General features: G+C 75.1%; 23 protein-coding genes and 1 pseudogene. 13 read left to right on the top strand and 11 right to left on the bottom strand.

Annotated features, from left to right (window positions below; all coding sequences use genetic code 11):
- Positions 1-16 precede the first annotated feature (16 nt).
- A complete protein-coding gene (locus B6R96_RS32565; RefSeq protein WP_081524470.1) occupies positions 17-388 on the top strand; it encodes a DoxX family protein in 372 nt (123 codons plus the stop codon).
- A gap of 79 nt (positions 389-467) precedes the next feature.
- Here B6R96_RS32565 and B6R96_RS32560 read toward each other — a convergent pair whose 3' ends face one another.
- On the bottom strand, positions 468-737 hold the full coding sequence (locus B6R96_RS32560; RefSeq protein WP_030384483.1) for a hypothetical protein: 270 nt from the start codon (positions 735-737) through the stop codon (positions 468-470).
- 118 nt (positions 738-855) lie between these two features.
- Here B6R96_RS32560 and B6R96_RS32555 point away from each other — a divergent pair, with 118 nt between their 5' ends.
- The 3 genes and pseudogenes from B6R96_RS32555 to B6R96_RS32545 all read left to right on the top strand — a co-directional run.
- Complete coding sequence (locus B6R96_RS32555; protein WP_053705387.1) at positions 856-1,194, top strand: thioredoxin family protein; 339 nt, start codon at positions 856-858, stop codon at positions 1,192-1,194.
- Positions 1,195-1,772: 578 nt separating this feature from the next.
- Positions 1,773-2,126 (top strand): DUF1304 domain-containing protein, encoded by a 354-nt coding sequence (locus B6R96_RS32550; protein WP_081524469.1) that lies wholly within the window; start codon positions 1,773-1,775, stop codon positions 2,124-2,126.
- Positions 2,123-2,713, top strand: a pseudogene (locus B6R96_RS32545) (TetR/AcrR family transcriptional regulator); the annotation flags it as partial. The gene B6R96_RS32550 and the pseudogene B6R96_RS32545, both read left to right, overlap by 4 nt.
- A 107-nt stretch (positions 2,714-2,820) precedes the next feature.
- On the opposite strand, the gene B6R96_RS32540 reads toward B6R96_RS32545, so the two are convergent.
- Positions 2,821-3,027, bottom strand: coding sequence for a cold-shock protein (locus B6R96_RS32540; RefSeq protein WP_030384479.1), 207 nt, complete (start codon positions 3,025-3,027; stop codon positions 2,821-2,823).
- A gap of 217 nt (positions 3,028-3,244) precedes the next feature.
- Positions 3,245-3,610 (bottom strand): HGxxPAAW family protein, encoded by a 366-nt coding sequence (locus B6R96_RS32535; protein WP_081524468.1) that lies wholly within the window; start codon positions 3,608-3,610, stop codon positions 3,245-3,247.
- 106 nt (positions 3,611-3,716) lie between these two features.
- On the opposite strand from B6R96_RS32535, the gene B6R96_RS32530 reads away from it, so the two are divergent.
- The gene (locus tag B6R96_RS32530) at positions 3,717-4,211 is read left to right on the top strand and encodes a MarR family winged helix-turn-helix transcriptional regulator (RefSeq protein WP_030384477.1); all 495 of its coding nucleotides are present in this window, start codon (positions 3,717-3,719) and stop codon (positions 4,209-4,211) included.
- A gap of 60 nt (positions 4,212-4,271) precedes the next feature.
- Positions 4,272-5,750: a DEAD/DEAH box helicase gene (locus B6R96_RS32525; protein ID WP_078626108.1), complete on the top strand. Its 1,479-nt coding sequence runs from the start codon at positions 4,272-4,274 to the stop codon at positions 5,748-5,750.
- A 5-nt stretch (positions 5,751-5,755) separates the two neighbouring features.
- Here the strand turns inward: B6R96_RS32525 and B6R96_RS32520 are convergent, their stop codons facing one another.
- The 8 genes from B6R96_RS32520 to B6R96_RS32485 all read right to left on the bottom strand — a co-directional run bounded on the left by B6R96_RS32520 (position 5,756) and on the right by B6R96_RS32485 (position 11,692).
- A complete protein-coding gene (locus B6R96_RS32520) occupies positions 5,756-6,658 on the bottom strand; it encodes a hypothetical protein (protein WP_159396397.1) in 903 nt (300 codons plus the stop codon).
- Between the two features lie 199 nt (positions 6,659-6,857).
- Complete coding sequence (locus B6R96_RS32510) at positions 6,858-7,640, bottom strand: hypothetical protein (RefSeq protein ID WP_237291580.1); 783 nt, start codon at positions 7,638-7,640, stop codon at positions 6,858-6,860.
- Between the two features lie 230 nt (positions 7,641-7,870).
- Entirely contained in the window at positions 7,871-8,347 is a 477-nt protein-coding gene (locus B6R96_RS32505) for a hypothetical protein (RefSeq protein ID WP_081524466.1), read from the bottom strand.
- On the bottom strand, positions 8,344-8,469 hold the full coding sequence (locus B6R96_RS38570) for a hypothetical protein (RefSeq protein ID WP_257789508.1): 126 nt from the start codon (positions 8,467-8,469) through the stop codon (positions 8,344-8,346). Before B6R96_RS38570 ends, B6R96_RS32505 begins: the two co-directional genes overlap by 4 nt.
- A gap of 70 nt (positions 8,470-8,539) precedes the next feature.
- Entirely contained in the window at positions 8,540-9,187 is a 648-nt protein-coding gene (locus B6R96_RS32500) for a GNAT family N-acetyltransferase (RefSeq protein WP_081524465.1), read from the bottom strand.
- A gap of 5 nt (positions 9,188-9,192) precedes the next feature.
- On the bottom strand, positions 9,193-9,927 hold the full coding sequence (locus tag B6R96_RS32495) for an SDR family oxidoreductase (protein ID WP_081524464.1): 735 nt from the start codon (positions 9,925-9,927) through the stop codon (positions 9,193-9,195).
- A 135-nt stretch (positions 9,928-10,062) separates the two neighbouring features.
- Positions 10,063-10,566, bottom strand: coding sequence for an SRPBCC domain-containing protein (locus B6R96_RS32490; protein WP_037859047.1), 504 nt, complete (start codon positions 10,564-10,566; stop codon positions 10,063-10,065).
- Positions 10,567-10,663: 97 nt separating this feature from the next.
- Complete coding sequence (locus B6R96_RS32485) at positions 10,664-11,692, bottom strand: NUDIX domain-containing protein (RefSeq protein ID WP_237291579.1); 1,029 nt, start codon at positions 11,690-11,692, stop codon at positions 10,664-10,666.
- Between the two features lie 241 nt (positions 11,693-11,933).
- Between B6R96_RS32485 and B6R96_RS32480 the strand changes: the two genes are divergently transcribed.
- From B6R96_RS32480 to B6R96_RS32455, 7 genes are all read left to right on the top strand, one after another.
- Positions 11,934-13,685, top strand: a complete 1,752-nt coding sequence (locus B6R96_RS32480) for a VanW family protein (RefSeq protein WP_081524463.1) — start codon at positions 11,934-11,936, stop codon at positions 13,683-13,685.
- A complete protein-coding gene (locus B6R96_RS32475) occupies positions 13,673-14,899 on the top strand; it encodes a DUF418 domain-containing protein (RefSeq protein ID WP_081524462.1) in 1,227 nt (408 codons plus the stop codon). Before B6R96_RS32480 ends, B6R96_RS32475 begins: the two co-directional genes overlap by 13 nt.
- Before the next feature lie 68 nt (positions 14,900-14,967).
- On the top strand, positions 14,968-15,447 hold the full coding sequence (locus B6R96_RS37395; protein ID WP_159396396.1) for a hypothetical protein: 480 nt from the start codon (positions 14,968-14,970) through the stop codon (positions 15,445-15,447).
- A gap of 60 nt (positions 15,448-15,507) precedes the next feature.
- A complete protein-coding gene (locus tag B6R96_RS32470; protein WP_081524461.1) occupies positions 15,508-17,016 on the top strand; it encodes a hypothetical protein in 1,509 nt (502 codons plus the stop codon).
- Positions 17,017-17,222: 206 nt separating this feature from the next.
- Entirely contained in the window at positions 17,223-17,882 is a 660-nt protein-coding gene (locus B6R96_RS32465) for an NAD(P)-dependent oxidoreductase (RefSeq protein WP_081524460.1), read from the top strand.
- Positions 17,883-18,010: 128 nt separating this feature from the next.
- Positions 18,011-19,819, top strand: coding sequence for an RNA ligase family protein (locus B6R96_RS32460; protein WP_081524459.1), 1,809 nt, complete (start codon positions 18,011-18,013; stop codon positions 19,817-19,819).
- Positions 19,819-22,716: a poly(A) polymerase gene (locus tag B6R96_RS32455; RefSeq protein ID WP_081524458.1), complete on the top strand. Its 2,898-nt coding sequence runs from the start codon at positions 19,819-19,821 to the stop codon at positions 22,714-22,716. The genes B6R96_RS32460 and B6R96_RS32455 overlap by 1 nt, the downstream gene beginning before the upstream one ends.
- The last annotated feature ends 7 nt before the right edge of the window (positions 22,717-22,723 follow it).

Here is a 22,723-nt window from a genome sequence, read left to right as displayed (position 1 = left end):
CTCCGAGAGGACCCCGATGGCGCGCGTCTCCTCCCCCGTCCTGCTCGCCGGCCTGCTGGCCGGAGCTGCCGTCGCCCACGCGGCGGCGCCCGGGCGGTTCGACGCGACGGTGCCCCGTTCGCTGCCGGGCAGCCCGCGCGGGTGGACGTACGCCAGTGGGGTGGCCGAGCTCGCCCTCGCCGCCGGCGTCGCCCATCCGCGCACCCGCAGGGTGGCCGCGCTGGCCACGGCGGCCTTCTTCGTCGGCGTGTTCCCGGCCAACGTGAAGATGGCTGTCGACGCGCGCCACCGCTCCCCCGCCGTGCGGGCCGTGGCGCTCGCCCGGCTGCCGCTCCAGGTACCGCTCGTGATCTGGGCCCACCGGGTGAGCCGGGGCGCCGAAGGCTGAGCCGCCGGCCTCCGGGTCCCGTCCCTTCCCCGCCCCGCCCCGCCCCGCCCCTTCCCCGCCCTTGCCGCACCGCCTGCCGTCAGCGGCTGTCGCCCGTCCAGTCCCAGTGGCCGGGGTCCCCCGAGCGGCGGCGGTAGTGGGCGCGGCCGCCCGCTCCGTAGCGTCCTATCTCCGTGGGGAGCCCGGCCTCTTCGGCGAGCCGGTGCGCACTCCAGCCGGTGATGTCCAGGAGGAGGCCGTCGAGCGGCCCGCCGACCAGCTCGCCGTAGCTGCGGCCGGGGCGCGGCCCGGGGTCGGGGTCCTCGTGGTCGGCGCCGTAGACCCGGCGCCGGAGCATCCTGTCGTCCATACCGATCAGCTTCACAGCAGCCACTGACAACGGCCCCGGCGGCCGCGGGCCGGTGCGGCGGCGATGATGGGGGCCGCCCTCCCGCTCCGGGGAGGCGCACGAGCGAGGAGCGACACGCATGGCACGTCGGGTGCACCAGCCACTGGAGGACCAGGAGTTCGACTTCATCCTCTCGATGACGACCGGGCCCGTACTCGCGTACTTCTGCGGCACCTGGCCCAAGGCCGTCGAGGCCTGCCGCGCGATGGACGCCGTCGTCGCCGAACTGGCCGAGGAGTACGGGACGCGCTTCACCCCCGTCCGCACCGACATCACCCGCTGCCCGGGGCCGACCAGGCGGTACGGGGTGACGGGCGCGCCGACGGCCGTACTCATCAAGGACGGCGGGGCGGTCGCGAGCCAGGCCGGGCCGATGACGCTCCAGGAGTTCCGTACGTTCCTGGACGCCCACCTCTGATCCGCGGTGCGCAGCAGAGCGACGACCCGGCGCCCGAGGGCGCGGGCGTCCTCCACCAGAGCGGCGAACGTGTCGAAGACGGCGCGCCGCCCCGGAGCGTCCGCGTCCGGGACGGCGCCGCGCGCCGGTTGCGCGATCCGGGACCAGTGGCCGGCCGAGGCGCGCAGCAGCACGGCCGCCTCCGGTCGCCCCGCGGGGTAGGGGAGGTCGGCTGTCGGCCCCCCGGCTACGCCGGTCCGATGACCGAGCAGTCACCCCGACCGAAGCACACCTGACCGCTCCACGAGGCCTTCGGCAGCGGACGCCGCCGGGAGAACTCCCTCGTGCGGCACGCGCTCGGCCATGTGCACCGGGAGGAAGTCGTCGCGGGCCTCGTGGGCGGTGGGCGGAATCGGCTTCATGTACGTCGCCTTCGAGTACGCACCGGATCACCGAGCGGGCGTTCGGCGCCACCTGGTCCCGTACTGCAAGATCCGCCACCGGCGGCACCCGCCCGCTCCACACCGACTTCCTGTACAGTTGTCCAGGAAGTCGGCCGCCCGGCATGCCGACCACCGACCTGAGAAGTGGAGACGGCCATGCACACGGTCGCCCAGATCCTGATCGGCCTCGTGGCCGCGCTGCACGTGTACTTCATGGTTCTGGAGATGTTCCTGTGGCAGCGGCCCCCCGGCCGCGCGCTCTCCGGCTTCGACGCGGACACCGCCCGCCTCACCGCCCCGCTGGCCGCCAACCAGGGCCTCTACAACGGCTTCCTCGCCGCCGGTCTGATCTGGTCGCTCGTCATCGACTCGCTCGCCACGCAGATCTTCTTCCTCGTCTGCGTGATCGTCGCCGGGGTGTACGGGGCCGCGACCGCCAACCGCCGGATCCTCGTCGCCCAGGCACTGCCCGGCGCCCTCGCCCTCGGCGCGGCGCTGCTGGCCGCGTGAGCCCGCAGGACCCTCAGGACCCGCGCCCGGAGAGCCCGCGTCCGGAGGACCCCCGTACGGCCCGGACCAAGGGGCGGCTGCGCGAGAGCCTGCTCGCCGAGTGCGCCGACCGGCCGCTCGCCGAGGTCAGCGTCTCGGCGGTGGTCCGCCGGGCCGGCGTCGGCCGCGCCACCTTCTACCTGCACTACGAGGACCTGCCCGCGCTCGCCGTGGACGCCTGCGCGGGCGTGGTCCACGCGGCGGTCGACGCCCTGCACGCCTGGCAGACCGGCCCGTCGCCGCGCCCGCCGGCCCGGCCCCCCGCGGCGCTGGCCGCGTTCCTGGTGGAGGCGGCCGAGCAGGCGCCGCTCTACCGGACCCTGCTCCTGCCCGGCGGCGGCGGTCCGCTCGGCGACCGCCTCCACCGGGAGCTGCGCGCCCGGGCCCGCGCCGAGCGCGCGGCGGTGGGCGCGCCGCACCCGGAGCTCGTGGCGTCGGCGGTCGCGGCCGCGTTCACCGGGGTCCTCGCGGACTGGCTGCACGGGGAGGTCCCGGCGGATCCGCAGGCCTTGGCGGACCACTTGTGGCGGCTGCTCATGTCCCTCCACTCGGCCGTCGGACCCGGCCGGGCGCAGCAGGGCCCGGCCGGAACACACGAAACCCCGCCGGGCGGACCGGCGGGGCAGCGCGTCACGGGCTCGGCCCGCGAAGTGGACTAGGGGGCGGGAACCACCCGCTCAGCCTGCGGACCCTTGGGTCCCTGGGAGACGGAGTACTCGACGCGGGCGTTCTCCTCCAGCGACTTGAACCCGGTGGCCTCGATCGCGGAGAAGTGCACGAACACGTCGGGGCCGCCGTCGTCCTGCTGGATGAAGCCGAACCCCTTCTCCGAGTTGAACCACTTCACGGTGCCTGTTGCCATCTGGCTGATCCTTCACAACGTTCCACTGCGGGCCGCACACGCGGCCGTCTCGATCCTGCCCAAGGGTCTCGCGGAGCACACGCCGAACGCGGCCAACCGGGGGCGCGGCGCGCATTCGAACTTCTGGCCGCCTTGTCCGCGGAAAGAGGGAGCGGCGCCGCGGAACGGCCGTGGAGCGGGGCCGTCGGGGAGCAGCCGAGGGAGCTCCCCCGCACGCTCACGCGCCGCTGTCGGCAGCGGGCAGCGAGGCGGCGCGGGGCCGACCGGCTGCCGCGACGGCGCGCCGGGGGCCGCCGGCGCGGCAGCCCAGGCAGTCCGCATGCCCGGTACGGGCCCCCGCGTCCCGCTTGCGCCAGTCCCAGTCGGCCTCCGGCCGGGGTCCGCTCGGCTTGCCCCACCCGGCGAGGTGGAGCACCCAGGTGACGATCCCGGCCGCGGCGACGACGCCGAGGCCGATCCAGATCCCGGGGGCCCAGGCCGCACACACGGCGGCGCCCGCCCCCGCGAAACCCAGCAGGGCCAGGGTGGTACCGGTCCAGCCGGCCACCGTGTGGCCGAGGTCTACGTGGCCGTGCGCGCTCATGGTTCTCCCTGGTCGGACCTACGGCAGTAGGCTCGGAGGCGGGACGCTTATTTCGCAAGGTAAGCATCTCACTGACTAAGTAACTTAGATCCTAAGGAGTATCTGGGTGCAGGGCAAGACCCGCCCCCCGGCCACGGCCGGTGAGGCCATTTCCCGCATGGACGAGTACGTCGCCCTGGGCATCGTCGGCCAGCAGGAGGTGGCGCAACTGCTCGGGCTCAACGTCACCGACCTGACCTGCCTGGGCCACATCCTGGGCGCCGGGGAGACCCCGCTCGCCGCCGGCGACCTCGCCGGCCTGCTGGACCTCACCACCGGAGCCGTCACCGGCGTCCTCAACCGCCTCGAACGCGCCGGGTACGCGCGCCGCGTCCCCGACCCCGCCGACCGGCGCCGGGTCCGGGTGGTGGCCGACCCCGCGGCCGCCGCACGGGTGATCGCCGTGTACCAGCCCATGTACGACCGGCTGGCCACCCTCTTCGCCGACTACACCCCCGACGAGATCGCCGTGATCGCCGACTGGTTCGGCCGCGCGGCGGTCGAGATCCGCGCCCACTGCGCGCTGGTGCGGTCCGGGGAACTGACCGCCGGGGAGGGTTAGCCCCCGCTGGTACCATGGGCGGTTGACCATCTTCTTTGTTTCTGCTTCGAAAGGTTCTGCATGAGGAACCCGTCAGCTCATGGGCGCTTCGGTGTGAAGGGCGGTGCCAAGGGCGGTACGCGTACCCCCGCCAAGGCCACCCGGACCCTCGGCCCGCAGGGTGAGTTCACGATGCACGCGCCGAAGGAGCCGGCGCTGGCGCCGGTGGCGTCCTTCGCCGAGCTCGACCTGCCCCTTGAGCTGGCGCAGACCATGGCCTCGCTGGGCGTGACGGAGCCGTTCCCGATCCAGGCGGCGACGCTGCCGAACGCGCTGGCCGGCCGGGACGTCCTCGGCCGCGGGCGGACCGGCTCCGGCAAGACCCTCGCCTTCGGGCTGGCACTGCTGGCCCGCACGGCAGGGCAGCAGGCGGACCCGAAGCGCCCGCTGGCACTGGTCCTCGTACCGACGCGCGAGCTGGCACAGCAGGTGACCGAGGCCCTGGAGCCGTACGCCGCGGCTCTGAAGCTGCGGATGGCCACCGTGGTGGGCGGGCTGTCCATCGGCCGCCAGGTGAGCTCCCTGCGCACCGGCGCCGAGGTCGTGGTGGCCACCCCCGGGCGGCTCAGCGACCTGGTCGGACGCCGGGACGTGCACCTGGAGCGGGTGCGGATCACCGTGCTCGACGAGGCCGACCAGATGTGCGACATGGGCTTCATGCCGCAGGTCACCGAGCTCCTGGACCAGGTGCACCACGCGGGCCAGCGGATGCTGTTCTCGGCGACCCTGGACCGCAACGTGGACCAGCTCGTGCGCAAGTACCTGAAGGACCCGGTCTCGCACTCCGTCGACCCGCAGGCGGGCGCGGTGGCCACGATGGACCACCACGTGCTGCACATCCACGCGGCCGACAAGATCTCGGCGGCGACCGAGATCGCGGCCCGGGACAACCGGGTGCTGATGTTCCTCGACACCAAGCACGGGGTCGACCAGTTCGTGAAGCACCTGCGGGCGATGGGCGTACGGGCGGAGGGGCTGCACAGCGGAAAGTCGCAGCCGCAGCGCACCCGGACCCTGGCCCAGTTCAAGAGCGGGGCGGTGACCGTCCTGGTCGCGACGAACGTCGCGGCGCGCGGCATCCACATCGACGACCTCGACCTCGTGGTCAACGTCGACCCGCCCGCCGACCACAAGGACTACCTGCACCGCGGCGGCCGTACCGCACGGGCCGGGGAGTCCGGCCGGGTCGTCACCCTCGTCACCCCGAACCAGCGCCGGGACATGGTCCGCCTGCTCTCCGACGCCCGGATCCGGCCGACGATCACCCAGGTGCGGTCCGGCGAGGCGGCGCTCAGCCGTATCACCGGCGCGAAGGCGCCCTCCGGGGTGCCGCTGGCGGGCTCCGCGCCGACCGACGCCAAGGGCAAGCCCTCGGGATCGGACCTCGCGTTCCGCGGCATGGGCACCCGCCCGGGCCGGGGCAAGGAGTCCCGCAAGACGATCGAGGCCCGCCAGCAGGCCGAGGCCCGCCGCGCAGCCCGGGTCCGCCGGGGCGTCTAGACCGCCTAGGCGGTGTCCGGGTCGTCCTCGTGGTCGGCGGCCCGGTAGTGGTAGGCGTCCACCCACCCCCACCACTCGTCCTCGTCGTCCTCGTCGTCCTCGTACGCGTCGTCGTCCTCGTCCTCGTCGGGGACGAACCGGTCGAGGCCGCGCCACCGGCCGTGGTCGTCGGCGCTCGTCCGGACGTGCTGCCGCTGCTGTTCGTCCAGCGCCTCCATGGCCGGATGCGTCGTGGCGCGGAGCCGGTCCCGGAACGCGTCCCCGCACTCCGTGCGTGCCCGGACCGCCCGGCCGGCGGCCGGGCGGAACGCCAGTGCCGCCAGGCCGGCCGCGGCCACGACGGCGGCGGCCCATTCCCGGAGGCCGTGCGGGGGTGCGATCACCAGCATCTCGGCCACCAGAAGCCAGAAGAACCCCAGCAGAACGAAACCCAGACAGCTGCAACAGGCCCACGGCTGGCGTCCGTCCCAGGCCGGCATGCGCGGTATCCCCGGCAGCAGGGCGTCCCGTTCCTCGCGGTACGCGAGGCACCGGCTCTGGTACTCCTCGTCGCGCCGGTCGATCCACCCGATCGACACCGGCTCCGGATCGTGTCGGCGCAAGGCCTCCAACAGGGCGGCGGGGATGGCTTCGACGGGGGCCCGACCGGGGTCACGACCGGCCTCGGTCAGCAGCGCGACGCCTTCCCCGTCGATGTCGAGGTACCCGTCGAGCATCAGCTCGGCGGCCGCGGCCGGGGTCTCCTCGTACTCCAACGCGGCTGCGTGGTACGGCTCCAGGTCCAGCCCGGCGACCAGCGCGAGGATCCTGCGCCGCAGCCGCGCCCGCCACCACCACCGGAGGCCGAGGCTCCCGTAGACGACGACGGCCACGACGACCACGGACACGGCAAGGACGAGTTGGAGCACGCCCCGAGGCTATGTCCCCGAACACCCGTGCCGACACGCAATTTCCGTCACACCACCCCCGCCCACCGGGCCCCCGGCGCGGCACGCCCGCGGGTTGGGGTCGGGGATGCCGAGAGAAGTCGGTGCGGCGGACCGGCTGGCCTCCATCGGCGTGCCCACCCTGGTTCTCGACGGAGAACTCGACAGCAGTGACATTTCGTCAAACGCTCAGGCCATCGCCCGAGCCGTTCCCGGTACCGGGCACCAACGGTTCGCCTCGGCGGCCCACATGGTCAACCTCGAGAGCACGGCACCCTTCAACCTCGCGGTCGAATCCTTCCTCGCGTCCACGGCTGACCTCAACTGAGCAAGATCCGAAAGAGATGGCCCAGGCGGCGTCGAAACCCGCGCCGGCGCGCCAGACGGCGTGTTCCAGGGCGCCCGGCTCGTGGCCGAGGAGTGCGGCCGCCTCCTCGTACGCGGCGCGCAGTTGACCGTAGCCGAGCTGCGGGACACCGGCGTCCGCGGCGAAAGCACGGAGGTGCACGTCCACGGCGACCTGGGACCGGCCGACCAGGTTCCCCATGTAGTCCACGCTCTTCGGCCCCACGCCCTTCACCGCGCGCAGGGCGGTCCGCCCGGCCGGGCGGGCGATCCAGGCGTGGAGGTCCTCCCGCGTGTCGACCCCCTCCGCGACCAGCAGGTCGGTGATGTCGTGGGCCTTGGCGACCTTGCCCGGGCTGCGGAAGTCCATTGCGACGGCGAGGTCGTGGGTGGCGAGTCGGTCCCGGAAGCCGCGGACCGTCACGGCATCGGGCCATTCCTCCTGGAGCCGCAGCAGGCGCGGCCGGAGGGTCGACACGTACCGGGTGCGTGCCTGGAAGCTCGCGTCGCAGATGACGGCGCCCATGTGGAACCAGCCGCCGGGGAGGCGGAACGGGCCGTCGCCGAGCACCCTGCGGACGTGGTCGGCGAGCTGCCGGGCGGGGCTGGGGGAAGTCACGGGCCAACGATGCCATCCGTAAGCGGCCTTACGGACGGGAAGCGCCGAAATCATCGGCCCCGCAACACAACTCCCTTTCCTTTATGCGGTGTTGCAGTCCGTCGGCTGTCTGGTGTCTTCGGATGCAGAGGGGCGCGGCAGCGGGACGCCCACCGGCGGTGCCGCGGCCGCTGGATGCGGTCGGGGCGGGCTCCGGCGGGGGGCAGTCCTGACGGGTTCCGCGGTGGTGGTCAGACCGTGGTACGGCGGCGCAGGCGCTCGGCCGCCGCGTTGCGGACGCGGCGGGTACGGGCGGCCGTGGCGAGCAGGCTCAGTGCCTCGTACGAGGTCAGCAGCCGGGCGGCGGTGCGCTGGCACCAGTCGGAGGCGGCGGTGAGCTCCTCGGCGGACCAGGGTTCGCCGCGGGTGACGGCCTTGAGCAGGCTCCACTCCCGCAGTCGGCGCTCGGGGAAGGGCCGTCCGGCGAGGGCGGCGGCCATGTCCCCGGCCCAGGTGCGGAACTCCCCGTCGGCGAGCAGCTGTGCCGCGCGCCGGTCGAGGTGGGTGACCACCGCGCTCTCGGCCATCACCCGGTCGGGATCGCGCAGCACGGTGGCGACCACCTCCGCCTCGGCGTCGGCGCCGTGGTCCGGCGCCGAGGCGAGCGCCTCCAGGTGGCGGGCGTAGCGCCAGTGCTCGGGGGGCGTGTCGTCGTCGGGGCGGTTCATCGGGCCGCCCCCTCGCGCACGACGCCCGCGCCCGCGCGGACGCGGGCGCGCACGACCTGCCCGACCGGTACCCGCGTCGGTATGCCCGTGGCGGGTCGCTGCTGGTTCTTACCTCTCGCCATGGCACCCATTCCACACGACCTCGATTCGCGGCCGGTGATCAGGGTGCCGTCAGGTGCCGTCAGGGCGTGCTCAGTGGGCCGGATCCAGCATCAGGGCCTCCGCACCGACCGGCCGGTAGCCCGCGGCCTGGAAGGCGCGGATGCTGCGTGCGTTGCCGGTGGCCTGCTGGGACCAGACCGGCTGCCCGTCGGGGACGAGGTGGCGGGCCGCCCGGGCCAGTTCCCGGCCGAGTCCGCGGTGGCGGCCCCCCTCGTCGACCTCGATCGCCGCCTCCCAGCGGTCCGCGACGCCGCGGCCGAGGACGAGTACTCCCCCGTCCGCCGACCAGACCCGTATGTCGTGTCGGCGGCGCAGGGCTCGGCGTACCCGGGGGTGTTCGGGGTCGGTCGTCTCCACGAGCTCCAGCGCGGGCTCGCCGGGCAGCGGGCCGGCGACGGTGAGCAGGTCGATCGTGTCGGTGCCGCGTCCCGTGCGGTCGAGCAGCGCGGCCAGGAACCGGGGGTTCATCGTGGCGGCGAGCGCGTCGCAGTCGAGGGCGGCGAGGGTGGCGTGCACCCAGTCCGGGTCCTCGTCGGTGAACACCACGGAGTGCGCGGTGAAGGCGATGACGCCCGCGTCCCGCCGGTGTTCCTGCGGGACCACGGTGGTGGTGCCGTCGGGCGGCGGGAAGCGGCCCGCGGCCGCGGCGTCGAGGATGTCCGTCAGCGTCTGTCCCACGGCCGTCAGACCTGCTCGAAGTGGAAGGACTTGATGAAGCAGTCGCGCGGCTGGCCGATCGCGAAGAAGATGCAGTCCACCAGTGACTGGGCGGTGAGCGGGTCCTTCGCGGTGCGCGGGGCGCCCTCCCAGGACTCCGACAGCGGGTCGTGGTTGTCGAAGTCCGGCGGGTAGAGGGAGATGACGCGAACGCCCTGGTCGCGGAGCCGGCGCGAGAGGATCTCGGTGAATCCGGCCTGGGCGCTCTTGGCGGCGTAGAAGGCCGCGTGCGCGTCGGAGCGGTGGTGGCCGGTCTCCCCGCAGCCGGAGACCATGGTGACGATGTCCGGGCCGGCCGACTTCAGGAGCAGCGGGAGGAAGGCCTTGGTGGCCAGGACGGTGCCGGTGGCGCCGGAGGCGAGGGTGTCGCTGACGTCCTCGTCGGAGGCGGACAGCAGGTCGGTGCCGTGCTGGTAGCGGGAGCCGTTGTTGACCAGTACGTCGATGCGGTCGGTGCGGGCGGCGACCGCGGCGGCGAACTCCCGTACGGAGGCGGGATCGGTGAGGTCGCAGGCGTAGGCGTGGACGCGGTCGGCGTCGTGCCCCTGGGCGAGGATCTCCGCGCGGACGCGGTCGGCGGCTTCGGCGGTGCGGGCGGAGAGGTGGACCTCGGCGCCCCTGCTCGCGAAGCGCAGGGCGAGGGTACGCCCGAAGTCGCGGCCGGCGGCGCTGATGACGACGCGGTGGTGCTCGAGTGTCATGTCTGCGCTCCTGATTCGTGGTCTATACACATGATCTCAGGTGCGGTGCGGGCGGGGCGCGGCGGTCGGGCGGGAGGGGGACCACGGAGAGCCGGGCCGTCCGGGGGCGGGGGGCCCGGCTCTCCGCGCCCCGGGTCAGTCCTCGCCCGGCCCGGGCTCCGCCTCGGGAAGCGGGGCCCCGGTCTCCAGCAGGGTCTTGAGGCTCGACGCGAGCATCGGCCAGGCCCGTCCGCACATGCCGATCAGGGTGCCGCCGGGCTCGAAGCCCTCGTGCAGGATGGTCAGCCGGGCGAGGGTGTCGCCGACGGGCTCGATCTCGTACGTGACCTTCGTGCGGCGCTCCTCGGCCAGTTCGGCCCTCAGCTCCTCGCCGATCCCGACCGAGGCGGCCCACTGCGGGGTGAAGGTGTGCCAGGTGTAGGAGAGCAGACGGTCGGGGATGCAGTCGAGGACCACCTGTTCGGGGTCGCTGGTACGGGCTCCCCGCTCGACCCAGTCCATCGGCGAGCCCACCGCCCAGTCGGTCTCGAAGCTCACGCCCCAGTACCGGCGGGTGAGGGCGGGCTCGGTGAGGGCCTGCCAGACCCGGTCGGGGTCGGCCTGGATGTACAGGGTGTAGGTGATCGCACTGTCGCTCATGGGCCCATGCTGCGGGACCGCGGACCGCGGACGCCGGATTTCCCGATCATGGCGGTGGCCGCGGGGCGGGGGCGGGCCCCCAGGAACGTGTGGCGGTTCAGCGGAGGGCGCCCTCCTCGGGGAGTTCCGTGGGCGGGGTGCGGGTGGGGGCGGGAAGCCCGAGGCGGGTGCGGGCCGCGTGGACCGCGGCGAGTTCGTCGTGGCCCGCCGGGCCCCAGTCGCTCAGCTCGCGGACCTGTTCGGGGGTGGCCAGCAGGCGGGCGTACTCCGGGTCGGGGGCCGACGGCGCGGCGGTGAGGCGGGCGGCGGAGCGGGCGTGGGCGCCCTGCTCGGCGCGGCGGTAGCCGAGCGGGACGGCGCCGTCGGTGGGGGCGCCCTCCGGGGGCGGGAGGTGGGCGGCTCCGGTGGCCCGCGAGAGGAGGAGCAGGACCCGGCCGTCGGGAGCGAACATCCAGGACCTCAGGTCCCGTACGGGCAGCCCCTGCGGGACCGGTCCCGGGTGCCAGGCCCCGTGCTGCGGGATCCGCGGCGTGCGCAGGACACCGAGCCGGTCGAGGGCGGTCGGGGCGGTGGGGCGGCCGTCCTCCAGCAGGGCGGCACCGCAGCCGTTGATGCGGGCGCGCAGGGCGGACAGGGCGCGGCGGGCGTCGCCCGGGTCCATGAGGGCGGGCAGGTCGGCCGGTTCGGCGAAGTGGACGCCGGTGATCTCCTGGGCCGGGAGGCGGACGGCCTCGATCCGGTCGGGAGTCCAGGTGCCGCCGTCGTAAACGTGCAGGATCTCGCCGGGGAAGCGCATCTCGGGCGGGAAGCCGGGAGTGTCGGCGGGAATCCAGTCCACGGCGAGGCCGCGCGGGTAGCGGCCGTCGACGCCGAGTTCCTCGCGCAGCTCGCGCGCGGCCGCCGCGGACGGCGCCTCCCCGGCGTCCACGGCCCCGCCGGGGAGCAGCCGGTCGGCGCGGTAGTCGACGCTCTGGACGAGGATCCGGCCGCGGACGTCGGTGACGAGGACGACGGCCGCGCTCCATACGGCGGCCCGCGAGGCCCCGTACTCCGCCGGGGTCATCCAGGTCCCCGGCCGCTCCCGCTCGTGTTCGTCGATCGCGCCCTGGTCGGTCAGCTGCGGCATCGGACTCCGTTCACCGTGGGTGGACCCGCCGGTCTGTGCAACAGCGGGTGCGGCCCCGGGGTTACGGCGCCGCGCCCGCCCGGACCGAACCCGGACCGAACCCCATCGCTTTGCCACCCCTATACCTCCTTATTACTTGGTTATGTACTCCCTGGTACGTTCCGGATGCGGACTGGCGGCATGAAAACCGCCGGTCCGACCACTTTTCACGCCCCCGCGCGCACCGAGGAGAGACCCACACATGCGACGCGCCTCCCCCACGGCCACCGGCACCCCGGCGGAATCCGGAAGGAGGTGGAGCGCGAAGTCCCTCGCCGGTGCGGCCGCGGGCGCCGCGGCCGTCGGCTTCGGCGGGCTGTACGCCGCCGGGCTGCTCCTGGCCGGCGAGGACGTCCCCGAGGGGACGAAGGTGCGCGGCGTCTCCATAGGCGGGATGAGCCGGGACGAGGCCCGGCGGACCCTGGACCGGGAACTCGGCCCGGCCGCCGCGGCCCCGGTCGCGCTGCGCATCGGCGAGCGCACCGAGCAGGCCGAACCGGGAGCGCTCGGGCTGTCCGTGGACAGCGCCGCCACCGCCGGCCGGGCCGCGCGCACCGGCTCCGGCCCGCTGACCGTGATCGGCCGGCTCTTCGCCTCCGGCGATCCCGAGCTGGCCCCGGTCGTCCGCCTCGACGAGAAGACGGCCCGCGGCGCACTGGACGGACTGGGGAAGAAGACCGGGGTCGCGGCCGGGGAGGGCTCGGTCGCCTTCGAGAAGGGCAAGGCCAAGGCGGTCACACCGGTCACGGGCATCGCCCTCGACGTGGACGGCTCGCTGGACGCCCTGCGCGACGGATACCCGCGCACCGCAACCGACCCCCTCACCCTGCCCGTTCGGCGGACCGAGCCGAAGGTGGGCAGGCAGGAGACCGACCGGGCCCTGAAGGAGTTCGCCGAACCGGCGATGTCCGCCCCCGTCACCCTCGCGGTCGCCGGGCGGAACATATCCCTCTCCCCCACCGTCCTGTCCAAGCACCTGAGCCTGCGGGACGACGGCGCGGGCCGCCTCGCCCCGAACCTCGACGCCAAGGCCCTGCTCGCCGACCCGGCCCTCGCCGGCCCGCTGCGGCAGGCCGTCCCGGGCCCCGCCGAGGCCCGGCTGCGCCTCGACGCCGCGGGCCGGGTCACCGTCGCCGAGGAGGGCAGGGCCGGCCGGCAGGTCACCGAGAAGGCCCTGAGCACGGCGGTGCTGCCACTGCTGACCGGTACGGGTGCGGCCGCCCGCACCGGCGGGGTCGCCACCGAGGCCGCCGCGCCCCGGCTCTCCAAGGACACCGTCGAACAGCTCGGGATCAAGGAGAAGGTGTCCTCCTTCACGGTCCGGTTCGAACCGGCCGCGTACCGCACGACCAACATCGGGCGGGCCGCCGAGCTCATCAACGGCTCGCTGGTCCTGCCCGACGAGACCTGGAGCTTCAACCGGACCGTCGGCGAACGCACGAAGGAGAACGGCTTCGTCGACGGCCTGATCATCAACAACGGCCAGTACGAGAAGGCCGCGGGCGGCGGGGTCTCGGCCGTCGCGACCACCGTCTTCAACGCCATGTTCTTCGCGGGCGTCAAACCCGTCGAGTACGGCGCACACTCCTTCTACATCGAGCGGTACCCCGAGGGCCGCGAGGCGACCGTGGCCTGGGGCAGCCTCGACCTGCGCTTCGCCAACGACTCGGGCAAGGCCCTCTACATCCAGGCCGAGGCCACGGACACCTCCATCACCATCACCTTCCTCGGCACGAAGAAGTACGAGGAGATACGCGCGAACCAGGGCCCGCGGACCAACATCAAGCAGCCGGCCACCCGCACGGGCAGCGGAGCGAAGTGCGAGCCCCAGTCCCCGCTGGAGGGCTTCGACGTGGCGGTCGACCGCGTGTTCGTGCAGGGCGGCAAGGAGGTCAAACGGGAGACGATGAAGACCCGTTACACCCCGCGCGACCATGTGACGTGCGGCGCGTGACAGGCGGCGGCGGCACGGAAAGTCCGGCCGGCGGGTCCGGCCGGCTCGCCGGCGTCGATGCCGTACGCGGCCTGGCCGTCCTCGGCATGTTCGCCGTGCACGTCGGCCCCGGCCCGGAGCCCGAGGGCGCCGGCTACCTCCTCGTCGCGGCCGACGGGCGCGCCCCGGCCCTGTTCACCCTGCTCGCCGGTTTCTCACTGGTCCTGGCCCAGCGGGGGCAGGACCCCGCCCGGCGGCCCGAGGGCTGGGCGCGCCGCTGGCGTCCCCTGCTGATCCGCTGTGCGGTGCTGGCCGTACTCGGCCTGGGGCTGGCCTCGTTGTGGCCCGGGATCCTGGTCATCCTGGCCTTCTTCGCCGTGTACTTCCTGGCGGCCGAGCCCTTCACCCGGCTGTCCACCCCGGTGCTCACCGCCGTGGCGGGTGTCTCGGTGGTGGCGGGCCCGCTGCTGTCGTTCCTGCTGGGTCCGGTGTTCGGGTACGAGTCCTCCGGGCGCGGGCTGGTCCCCGAGGCCGCCGATCTGACGAGCTGGCCGGGACTGGGCGCGGTGCTGCTGGAACTGCTGCTCACCGGGGCGTACCCGCTCGCCACCTACTTCCCGTACGTGCTGGCCGGGATGGCCCTCGCCCGGCTGTGCGACGTGCGGGTGGGGACGGTGGCCCTGCGGATGGCGGTCTGGGGCACGGCGGCCGCCCTCGCCGGGTACGGCTCCGCCTGGCTGGCGAGCCATGTGTTCGGCGCCCGGCAGCGGCTGCTGGAGTCGATCGCCGTGCACCACCCGCAGGCCATGGCCGCGGCCGATCCCGTGCAGGAGGTGCTGCAGGGTCAGTACGGAGCCGTGCCCAGTACCTCCTGGGTCTGGCTGCTGGTGGCCGACCCGTACAGCCAGACCCCCCTGGAGACGCTGGGCAACGCGGGGGTGGGCTGCGCCCTCATCGGCCTGTGCGCGCTCGCCGCGCGGCACGGGGTGGGCGCCCGCCTGCTGCGGCCGCTCACCCTGCTCGGGGCGATGGCGCTGAGCGCGTACGTCGTCCACGCGCTGGTGCTGGCCGGTCCGGCGCACGGCGCCGCGTCCTGGTCCGCCTGGATCGCCTTCAGCTCCGCGGCACTGGCCCTGACCTGGGGCTGGCAGCGGGTCTGGGCCGACAGCCCGCTGCGCCGCGGGCCGGTGGAGCACGTGCTCAGACTGGCCGCGCAGGGGCGAATCCGGGCCTGAGGGCGCCCTTGTCACCCATCTGTGTGACGGGTTCGGCTCGCGTGGCCCCGGTGCGGCAGGGTGGGCGGATGCAGCTGCGCCGGGCCCTGCCCCTGACCCTTGCCGCGCTCGTGCTGGCCACCGGGTGTGTGACGGTGCGTCCGGCTGCTCCGCCCACCCCACCGCGGCCGGCGCCCGTCGCGGACCCTGCGCAGGTGCGGCAACCGACGCCCCTGGCCCTGCCGTTGGGCCTGCTGCCGGAATCGGCCGCGCCCCAGTCGCCGGAGGCGGCGCCCGTACCCGCGCCCGTACCCGTACCCGTTCCCGCGGCCGCGTCGGTCCCGGATGCAGCCGAGCGGCCGCGCCGGCCGCGGCGGGTCGAGGCGAAGCCCCCGCGGCAGCGCCGGCCCGCGCAACGGGCGAAGCCCGCGGCCCCGGCCCATCCCCGCAAGCGACCGCCGACCGCGGCCGCACCGAGGCCCGCGCCGCAGCGTTCGTTCGACATGGCCGCCCTGTGCGCGGCCGCCGAGGGCACCGTTTCCCCGGCGATCGTGGCCCTTTGCCGCTGAACGGGGCACCCCGGGGATACCCTCGGAGCCGCAGAGCGGACGAGACGGGGAGTCACGTACATGTACGACGCGGGGCCGCAGGCGGCGGAAGCCGTGCGGGCGCTGAGGGAGCTGGCGCAGGAGCGGCCGGACGAGCTGGAGCTGTTCGAGGGCTTCACGGACGCGGAGTTGGACGGCTGGGCCGTCGCGGTACCGGAGGAGGTCCGGGTCGTCCTGCGGGAGATCGGCGGCCTGGAGACCGAGGACCACGAGTACCACTTCGGGCCGCGCGGCCGGGAGACCTTCACGGACGGCTGCTGGACCCTGGGGGAAACGGACTTCGGCGAGGGCTCACTGATCGTCGGCGTCGGCGGCGCCCGGTGGGGGCCGGTCGTGGCCGTCAACCCGTGGGGCGCGGACCCGGATGTCACCGTCGAGGCACCGGACTTCACCGCCTGGCTGGCCGGGTTCGCCGAGCGGCTCGCCGACGGGGTGCCGGACCGGCCGAGGGGAAGGTTCTCCGTACCGGCCGCCTCCACCGTCGAACTGGCCGAGCGGGCCGCGGTCGCCCGGGACGGCGGGGACGAACTCGCCGCGCTCGTCGGCCGCGGCGACTCACTGACCGATCTCGTCGACCTGCACGGCCTGCCGGGCTATCCGTGCTCCGTGGACTGGGAGCCGTACTTCTCCACCTTCCACAACACGGCCGACACCGGAAGCAGCGAGGTCCAGTTCCAGATCGTCGGTGACGGCCGGGCCCTGTTGCTGCGCAGCGTGGTCAGCGGGGACTTCCTCGGCCGGGCGGTGCGCCGCCACCGGGTGCCGGCCGACGCCGCTCGGCGGGCGGTGACCGAACTGCGGTCGCTGGCAGCCGAGTTCCCCGACCACGTCGTCCTCGAGGCGGGTTGCGCCGACTCCGTCGTCGACGGCTGGGCCGTGCCGGTCCCCGAGGACGTCCGGACCGTGCTCCGGGAGATCGGCGGAGTGGCGATCGCGGGACTGCCGGCGCTGCGGCTGCTGCCCGGGGCTCCCGAGCATGCGGTGGACCCGGAGCTGCACCGCATGCTGGGCGGCGACGGCGCCTACTGGCCGCTCGCCCGGATCGGTAACGGGAACGGCCGCAGCCATGCCCTCGCCCAGATCCGTATCGACCCGGCGACGGGGCAGTGGGGGTACGTCGTCTCCGTACCCGGGGACGGCGCAAAACTGCGGGAGTACCCGGAGTTGGCCCTGCTCGCCGAATCCCTGGCGGACCTGCTGCTGACCCTCGCGCGGCTCGCCCGGCGGGCCGCGGCGGGCCCGGACTTCGCCGCGCGGATGGCACGGGACACCCGGTGGCTGTTCCCCAACACCGGAGAGCCCTGGCCGCGGCCCGCCCCGGTCGGCGAGTGGGCCGGCTCGGCGGACCCGCTGCTCGCGGCGGCCACCGAACTGCCGGACGGGACGCACGCGGCGGACCTGCGGGCCGTGCCGATCCCGAGCGACCTGTGCTTCTACCGGGCGGCCGGCTGGCCGTACGCGGCCCGACTGGAACGGCTGCACTTCGCGGCGGCCGGTCAGCTGGCGGCCGCGGTACCGGTCCGGGGCTGAGCACTCCCCGGGGGACGGGGCCGAGCACTGCGGGGGCGCGCACGGGCGCCGGTACGGGCCCGGATCATCGCCGGTACGGGCCCGGCTCATCCGAGCGGCCGCGGCCCCGGCCCGGCTTCCCGGGGGGCGGCGGGCCGGTTCGCTTGGATGGGCCGGGCGGGGCCCGACCGGAGCCCCGGACAGCCCTCCACCCCCAGGGAGTCGCCATGACGAAGATCGCCCTCTTCGGCGCGACCGGCACCATCGGAACCCGGGTGCTCCACGAAGCACTCCGGCGCGGCCACGAGGTCACGGCGGTCGTCCGCGATCCGGCGAAGTTCCCGGCCCCCGCGGACGGGGCCACGACGGTGGTGCGCGGTGACGTCCTCGACCCGGCGTCGGTGGCCGGGGCGGTGGCCGGGCACGAGGTGGTGGTCAGCGCCTTCGGTCCCGGCTCCGGGGACCCCGCCGCCCTGGTGACGGCCGCACGGTCACTGATCGGCGGGGTGCGCTCGCTCGGCCCCGGCGCGCCCGCGCCGCGGGTGGTCGTCGTGGGCGGGGCGGGCTCGCTGCGGACCCCCGGTGGCCCGCTGGTGTGGGACGAGGCCGGTGTTCCGGCCCCCGTCCTGGCGCTGATGCACGCCCACGGTGACGCCCTGGACTTCCTGCGGACCGTGCCGGTGGAGGAGGTGCGCTGGACCTGCCTGAGCCCGGCCGCGCAGATCGCGCCGGGAGAGCGGACGGGCACCTACCGGCTGGGGCTCGACGGGCTGGTCGTCGACGAGGAGGGCCGCAGCCGGATCTCGACGGAGGACTTCGCGGTCGCCCTGGTCGACGAGATCGAGCGGGACGCGCACGCGGGGCGGCGGTTCACCGTCGCCCACTGAACAGCCGGGGGGCGCCCGGGAGGCCACTCCGGTAGCCGGTCGTGGAGTCGTTCGGGGCTTATTGGGTGGATGCGTCCGGTCGGGTTACCTACAGTGACGGGGCACCCGACGTCGAGCAGGAGCGGATCATGCGCATCCACTATCCCCGTACACCGCACCTGCCCTGGTCTCCCGGGGCGTCCGCGGACGACGTCCGGGCCGTCGGACTGGCGGGGCTGGCCGGGCGCGAGGTCGTGGTGACGGAGAAGCTCGACGGGGAGAACACCACCCTGTACGCGGACGGCCTGCACGCGCGGTCCCTCGACTCCGCGCACCACCCTTCACGGGCGTGGGTCAAGGGCCTCCAGGGCCGGATCGGCGCCGGCATCCCCGCCGGTTGGCGGGTGTGCGGAGAGAACATGTACGCCCGGCACTCGATCCCGTACGAGGGCCTGGACAGCTGGTTCTACGGGTTCTCGGTGTGGGACGGGGAGCACTGTCTGGACTGGGACCGGACCGTACGGTTCCTGCGGGGCCTCGGTGTGCCCACCCCGCGTGTGCTGTGGCGCGGCACCTTCGACGAGCGCGCGCTGCGCCGGCTGAAGCTGGACACGGCGCGGCAGGAAGGGTACGTCGTACGGACGGCGGACGGCTTCACGCGCGAGGAGTTCGCGGGGTGCGTCGCCAAATGGGTGCGGGGCGGTCACGTACAGACGGGTACGCACTGGATGTTCGCGCAGGTCGTACCGAACGGGCTGGGCCCCGCGGCCCCGTTGTGGGCGGTGCGCTCGGGGGCGGAGGCCGATGCGGCGGGGCTGTCCGCGGCCGTCGGGCTCGACGGCGGCGAGGCCGCTCACCCCGTCGACGCGGCGGAGGTCGCCGAGGTCACGGCCCGGATCGACGCGTCGGGGCGGACCGGGGAGGACCGGCTGGCCGGTGTGCTGGCCGGCCTGCTCCACCGCCGGCCGCGGCCCCGGACCGCGGCGCGGCTCGCGGCGGGCCCGGTCGGGATGGGTCTCGCGCGGCGGGTCGCCGACCTGGTGGGCCTGTATCCGTACCTGCAACGGCCGTTCCCCGACGCCGACCGGCGGGCCGGGCTGGTCCGCATGGCCGCCGCGGCCGACCTCGGGGTGCTGCACGCGCTCGCCGGGGCGCTCGCGGACGGTTCCGAGGCGCGGGAGTGCGTGGAATGGTCCGCGCTGTACGCCGAGGAGGCCGGGCTGCTGGGTCCCGATCCGCTGGAGCCGCTGCGTACCGGGCTGCGCGAGGCCCTGGCCGGGCTGGAGGCGGACGCGGCCGACCGCTGCTGGGCTGAGGCCAGGCGCGCCTTCGGGCAGGGCAGGATCTCCGGATCCGCGGTGGAGGAGGCGGTGGCGGCGACGTGGCAGTGGCGCGAGGGAACGTTTCCCCGACTGGTGCAGCTGTCCGGGCCCTCGGGCAGCGGTAAGAGCACCTTCGGCCGCGAACTGCCCGGCGTGGACACGTACATCAGTCTGGACGAGCTGCGCGAGGCCCGGGGTTCCCGCGCCGACCAGCGGTCCAACGCCGAGGTGCTGAGCGAGGGGCTGGACCGCCTCGACGCGGCGCTCACCCGTGGCGGAACGGTGGTGTGGGACGCCACCTCGCTCACCGACCAGCAGCGCGGCCTGGCCGGTTCGGTCGCGCGGCGCCGCGACGCGCTGGTCACCCACGCCGTGGTGCTGGTGGAGGAGGCGGAACTGGTACGGCGCAACGGCGTGCGCCCGCATCCGGTGCCGGCGCCGGTACTGGCCTCGCAACTGCACCGGTTCAGCCCGCCGTACGCCGGTCAGGCGCACCGGACCTGGTACATCGGTGCGGCCGGGCGCGTGGAGGACACGGCGGGCGGCCTCGCGGCCGGACCCGCCGCCGGACCGGCCCATGGGCTCACGGGCGGGCTCACCGACGGACGCACGGACACGGGACGGGGGCGCCACTGATGCGTACCAGCGAGGAGCTCTACCACCAGGTCCGCTGGGACTCCCGGTTCGATCCGGCGCGGTTCGTGCTCGGACTGCTCCAGCGCGGCGCCGCACCGAAGCGGGTGCCGCTGCCCTCCTTCGTGCCCGGCGGTGACATCCCCTGGCACCGGGTGCTGTTCGTCGAGGCCGACGGCGAGCTGGTGTGGGACCGGGCCACGGGCGTGGACCGGATCGATGCCACCGCTGCGGGCCGGGTCCGTGATCCGCGGCTGCTGCGGGCCCCTTTCTTCACCGCGCGGACCCCGCACGCGTGGGACCCGGCGGGCGGCGGCGCCTGGCGCCCCGCCGAGCCGGTGCCCGCGGGCGCGGCGGCGGCCGCCCCGACCACGGTGCGGCTGCTGACCTGGAACACGCTCTGGGACCGGTACGACGGCCCGCGCATCGCGACCGCCCGGCGCCGGCCGCTGCTGCTGGCCGATCTCGCCGCCGCCGACGCCGATGTCATCGCGCTCCAGGAGGCCGAACCGTCGCTGCTCCGCATGCTGCTGGCGGAGCCGTGGGTGCGGGCCGGCTACACCCTCGCTGCGGATCCGGGCGGCCGGGACGTCACCGAGTGCGGGCTGCTGGTGCTGAGCCGGCTGCCGGTGCGGGAGGCGGGCATGCACCTGCTCCGCCCGCACAAGGCGGTCGCCGCGGTGACCGTGGACACCGCGACCGGGCCGCTGGTCGTCGCCGCGACCCATCTGAGCAGCGACCACAGCCAGGACGGGAGCGGCCGGCGGGAGGCCGAACTGACCCGGCTCGCGGAGGGCCTGGCCGGGGTCGAGGCAGCCGTGGCGCTGCTCGGCGACTTCAACGACCGGCGCCACGGCGCCGAGGGGCCCGCGGCCGCGCTCGGTATGCGGGACGTCTGGAGCGAGGTGCACGGGCCGGCGGACGATACGCCGACCTTCGATCCGGTGGTCAATCCGCTGGCCGCGGTGGCCTCGCTGTCCGGGCAGGCGGCCCGGCTAGACCGGATCCTGCTGCGGTCCGGCACGGCGCGGGTGACCGCGGCCGCGCTGCGCGGAGACGTACCGGCGGCGGCCGACGGACTGTACATCTCCGATCACTTCGGGGTGGAGGCGACCCTGGAGTTCGGCACGCCGGGCGGCGGACCCGCACGGCTCGACGTACCGGCGACGGCCCGGACGGCGGTGGCCTGGCTGCCGCCGCGTCTGCCGGAGGCCGTACGGGAGCTGCGCCACGAGCACGACCCGCAGGCCGGGCGCTGGCCCGCGCACGTGAACCTGCTCTTCGGCTTCGTGCCGGAATCCTCCTTCGCCGAGGCCCTGCCGCTCGTGGCGCGGGCGGCCGCCGCGACCGGGCCGTTCGCCGCCCGGCTGGAGGGCGTGCACAGCTTCGGGCACCGCGAGGACGCCACGGTCTGGCTGGACCCGGCGGCGGCCGGTGAAGCGCCCTGGCAGGAGCTCCGGCGCGCACTGGTGGAGCGTTTCCCCGGCTGCCGGGGGCGCACGGGCGAACACGACGGCTACACCCCGCATCTGACGCTGGGGCGCAGCCAGGACCCGCAGCGCGCGGTCGCCGCCTTCGCGGCGCGGCTCGGCGGTCCGGTGACCGCGCCGGTCGGGGAGCTGGCCGTGCTCTCGCGGCGCGGCGACGGGCCGATGCGGGTCCGGGCGACGGTGGCGCTGGGGACGGGCGAGGTCCGCTGGGAGCCGGAGACGGCGGACCGGGACGCGCCCGCAGCTCAGGCTGCTCCCGGGCCCGCGGTCCGGGAGGAGGCCGCCGCGTCGGTCACCGCACGCATCGGGGCCGCCCTCGGCGATGCGCAGGTGCACCTGGCCGGGTCCCGGCGCATGGGCTGCGCGCTGCCGGAGTCCGACCTGGACCTGGTGGCGGCGCTGCCGGGGCCGGCCGATGTCGCCCGGGTACGGGAGCGGGTGGCGGCGGCGCTGCCCGAGGCGGTGCGGCTGCGGGAGGTGAGGGGTGCGCGGGTGCCGGGACTGCGGTTCCGTGTCGGTGCGCTGTCGGTGGACCTGGTGGCGGTGGCCACCGGCGGGCTGGATCCGGCGCGCGCGGTGGCCCGGCGGGCGGAGCTGGACGAGGCGGCGGAGCTGGCGCTGAGCGCGGTCGCCGACGCCGATGCCGTACGGGACCGGGTGGGCACGCAGCGCCGGGCCGCGTTCGCCGGGCTGGCGCGGCGGGTGAAGGCGTGGGCGCGGGTCCGGGGCCTGGACTCGGCGCCGTTCGGCGGGCTGCCCGGGCTGGCCTGGGCGGTCCTCGCGGCGCGTACGGTGCAGGAGGCCGGGGCGCTGCCGCCCGATGCCCTGCTGCGCGAGTTCTTCGGCCGGTGGGCGGCCTGGGACTGGCGGGAGCCGGTGTCCCTGGATCCGGCGCCGACCGTGGCGCCGGCCGCCCCGGGTACGGCGGGCGGTGGGCCGGGCCCGGTGACGGTCCTCACCCCTTCGGAGCCGGTGCGCAGTTGCACCGCCCAGGTGGGGCCGGGCCTGCGCGATCTGCTGGTCCAGGAGTTGTACGCGGCCTGGGAGCTGCTGGAGTCCGGCCCGGCGGAGGGCCTCCAGGCGCCGCCGCCGTTGCACCGCCGGCACGCCGCCTGGGCGGTGGTGACCGTACGGACGGCCTCCGAGGGGGAGTTCGAGGAGACGCTGGGCCGGGTGCGCGGTCGGCTGCGGGCACTGCTCGGTGCGCTGGAGGAGGCCGGGGTCGCCGATGTGCACGCCTGGCCGCGCCCGTTCGCGTCCGGCCCGGCCCTGGCCCGGTTCGCGATCGGGCTCGGCGCCGCCCCGCCGGACGCGGCGCGCCTGGCCGCCCTGGCCGGCCCCTGGCGGTCCGGCCTGGCGGGGGTCGAGGTCTCCTGGGCGGCCTGCGGCGAGGTACCGGACCTGGTGTGACGCCTCA

The organism is Streptomyces sp. Sge12 (genome assembly GCF_002080455.1).
Classification (GTDB): domain Bacteria; phylum Actinomycetota; class Actinomycetes; order Streptomycetales; family Streptomycetaceae; genus Streptomyces.
The sequence above is the reverse complement of the archived record's forward strand: the minus strand, read 5'-3'. Positions and strand labels throughout refer to the sequence as shown.

Bases quoted from the DNA above. Each gene is read 5' to 3' on its own strand.
- B6R96_RS37395 (WP_159396396.1), top strand. From the start codon at position 14,968: ATGCAGCTGCGCCGGGCCCTGCCCCTGACCCTTGCCGCGCTCGTGCTG.
- B6R96_RS32495 (WP_081524464.1), bottom strand. From the start codon at position 9,927: ATGACACTCGAGCACCACCGCGTCGTCATCAGCGCCGCCGGCCGCGAC.
- B6R96_RS32535 (WP_081524468.1), bottom strand. From the start codon at position 3,610: ATGAGCGCGCACGGCCACGTAGACCTCGGCCACACGGTGGCCGGCTGG.
- B6R96_RS32480 (WP_081524463.1), top strand. From the start codon at position 11,934: ATGCGACGCGCCTCCCCCACGGCCACCGGCACCCCGGCGGAATCCGGA.
- B6R96_RS32505 (WP_081524466.1), bottom strand. From the start codon at position 8,347: ATGAACCGCCCCGACGACGACACGCCCCCCGAGCACTGGCGCTACGCC.
- B6R96_RS32550 (WP_081524469.1), top strand. From the start codon at position 1,773: ATGCACACGGTCGCCCAGATCCTGATCGGCCTCGTGGCCGCGCTGCAC.
- B6R96_RS32490 (WP_037859047.1), bottom strand. From the start codon at position 10,566: ATGAGCGACAGTGCGATCACCTACACCCTGTACATCCAGGCCGACCCC.
- B6R96_RS32470 (WP_081524461.1), top strand. From the start codon at position 15,508: ATGTACGACGCGGGGCCGCAGGCGGCGGAAGCCGTGCGGGCGCTGAGG.
- B6R96_RS32540 (WP_030384479.1), bottom strand. From the start codon at position 3,027: ATGGCAACAGGCACCGTGAAGTGGTTCAACTCGGAGAAGGGGTTCGGC.
- B6R96_RS32455 (WP_081524458.1), top strand. From the start codon at position 19,819: ATGCGTACCAGCGAGGAGCTCTACCACCAGGTCCGCTGGGACTCCCGG.
- B6R96_RS32465 (WP_081524460.1), top strand. From the start codon at position 17,223: ATGACGAAGATCGCCCTCTTCGGCGCGACCGGCACCATCGGAACCCGG.
- B6R96_RS32460 (WP_081524459.1), top strand. From the start codon at position 18,011: ATGCGCATCCACTATCCCCGTACACCGCACCTGCCCTGGTCTCCCGGG.
- B6R96_RS32525 (WP_078626108.1), top strand. From the start codon at position 4,272: ATGAGGAACCCGTCAGCTCATGGGCGCTTCGGTGTGAAGGGCGGTGCC.
- B6R96_RS32560 (WP_030384483.1), bottom strand. From the start codon at position 737: ATGGACGACAGGATGCTCCGGCGCCGGGTCTACGGCGCCGACCACGAG.
- B6R96_RS32555 (WP_053705387.1), top strand. From the start codon at position 856: ATGGCACGTCGGGTGCACCAGCCACTGGAGGACCAGGAGTTCGACTTC.
- B6R96_RS32565 (WP_081524470.1), top strand. From the start codon at position 17: ATGGCGCGCGTCTCCTCCCCCGTCCTGCTCGCCGGCCTGCTGGCCGGA.
- B6R96_RS32485 (WP_237291579.1), bottom strand. From the start codon at position 11,692: ATGCCGCAGCTGACCGACCAGGGCGCGATCGACGAACACGAGCGGGAG.
- B6R96_RS38570 (WP_257789508.1), bottom strand. From the start codon at position 8,469: ATGGCGAGAGGTAAGAACCAGCAGCGACCCGCCACGGGCATACCGACG.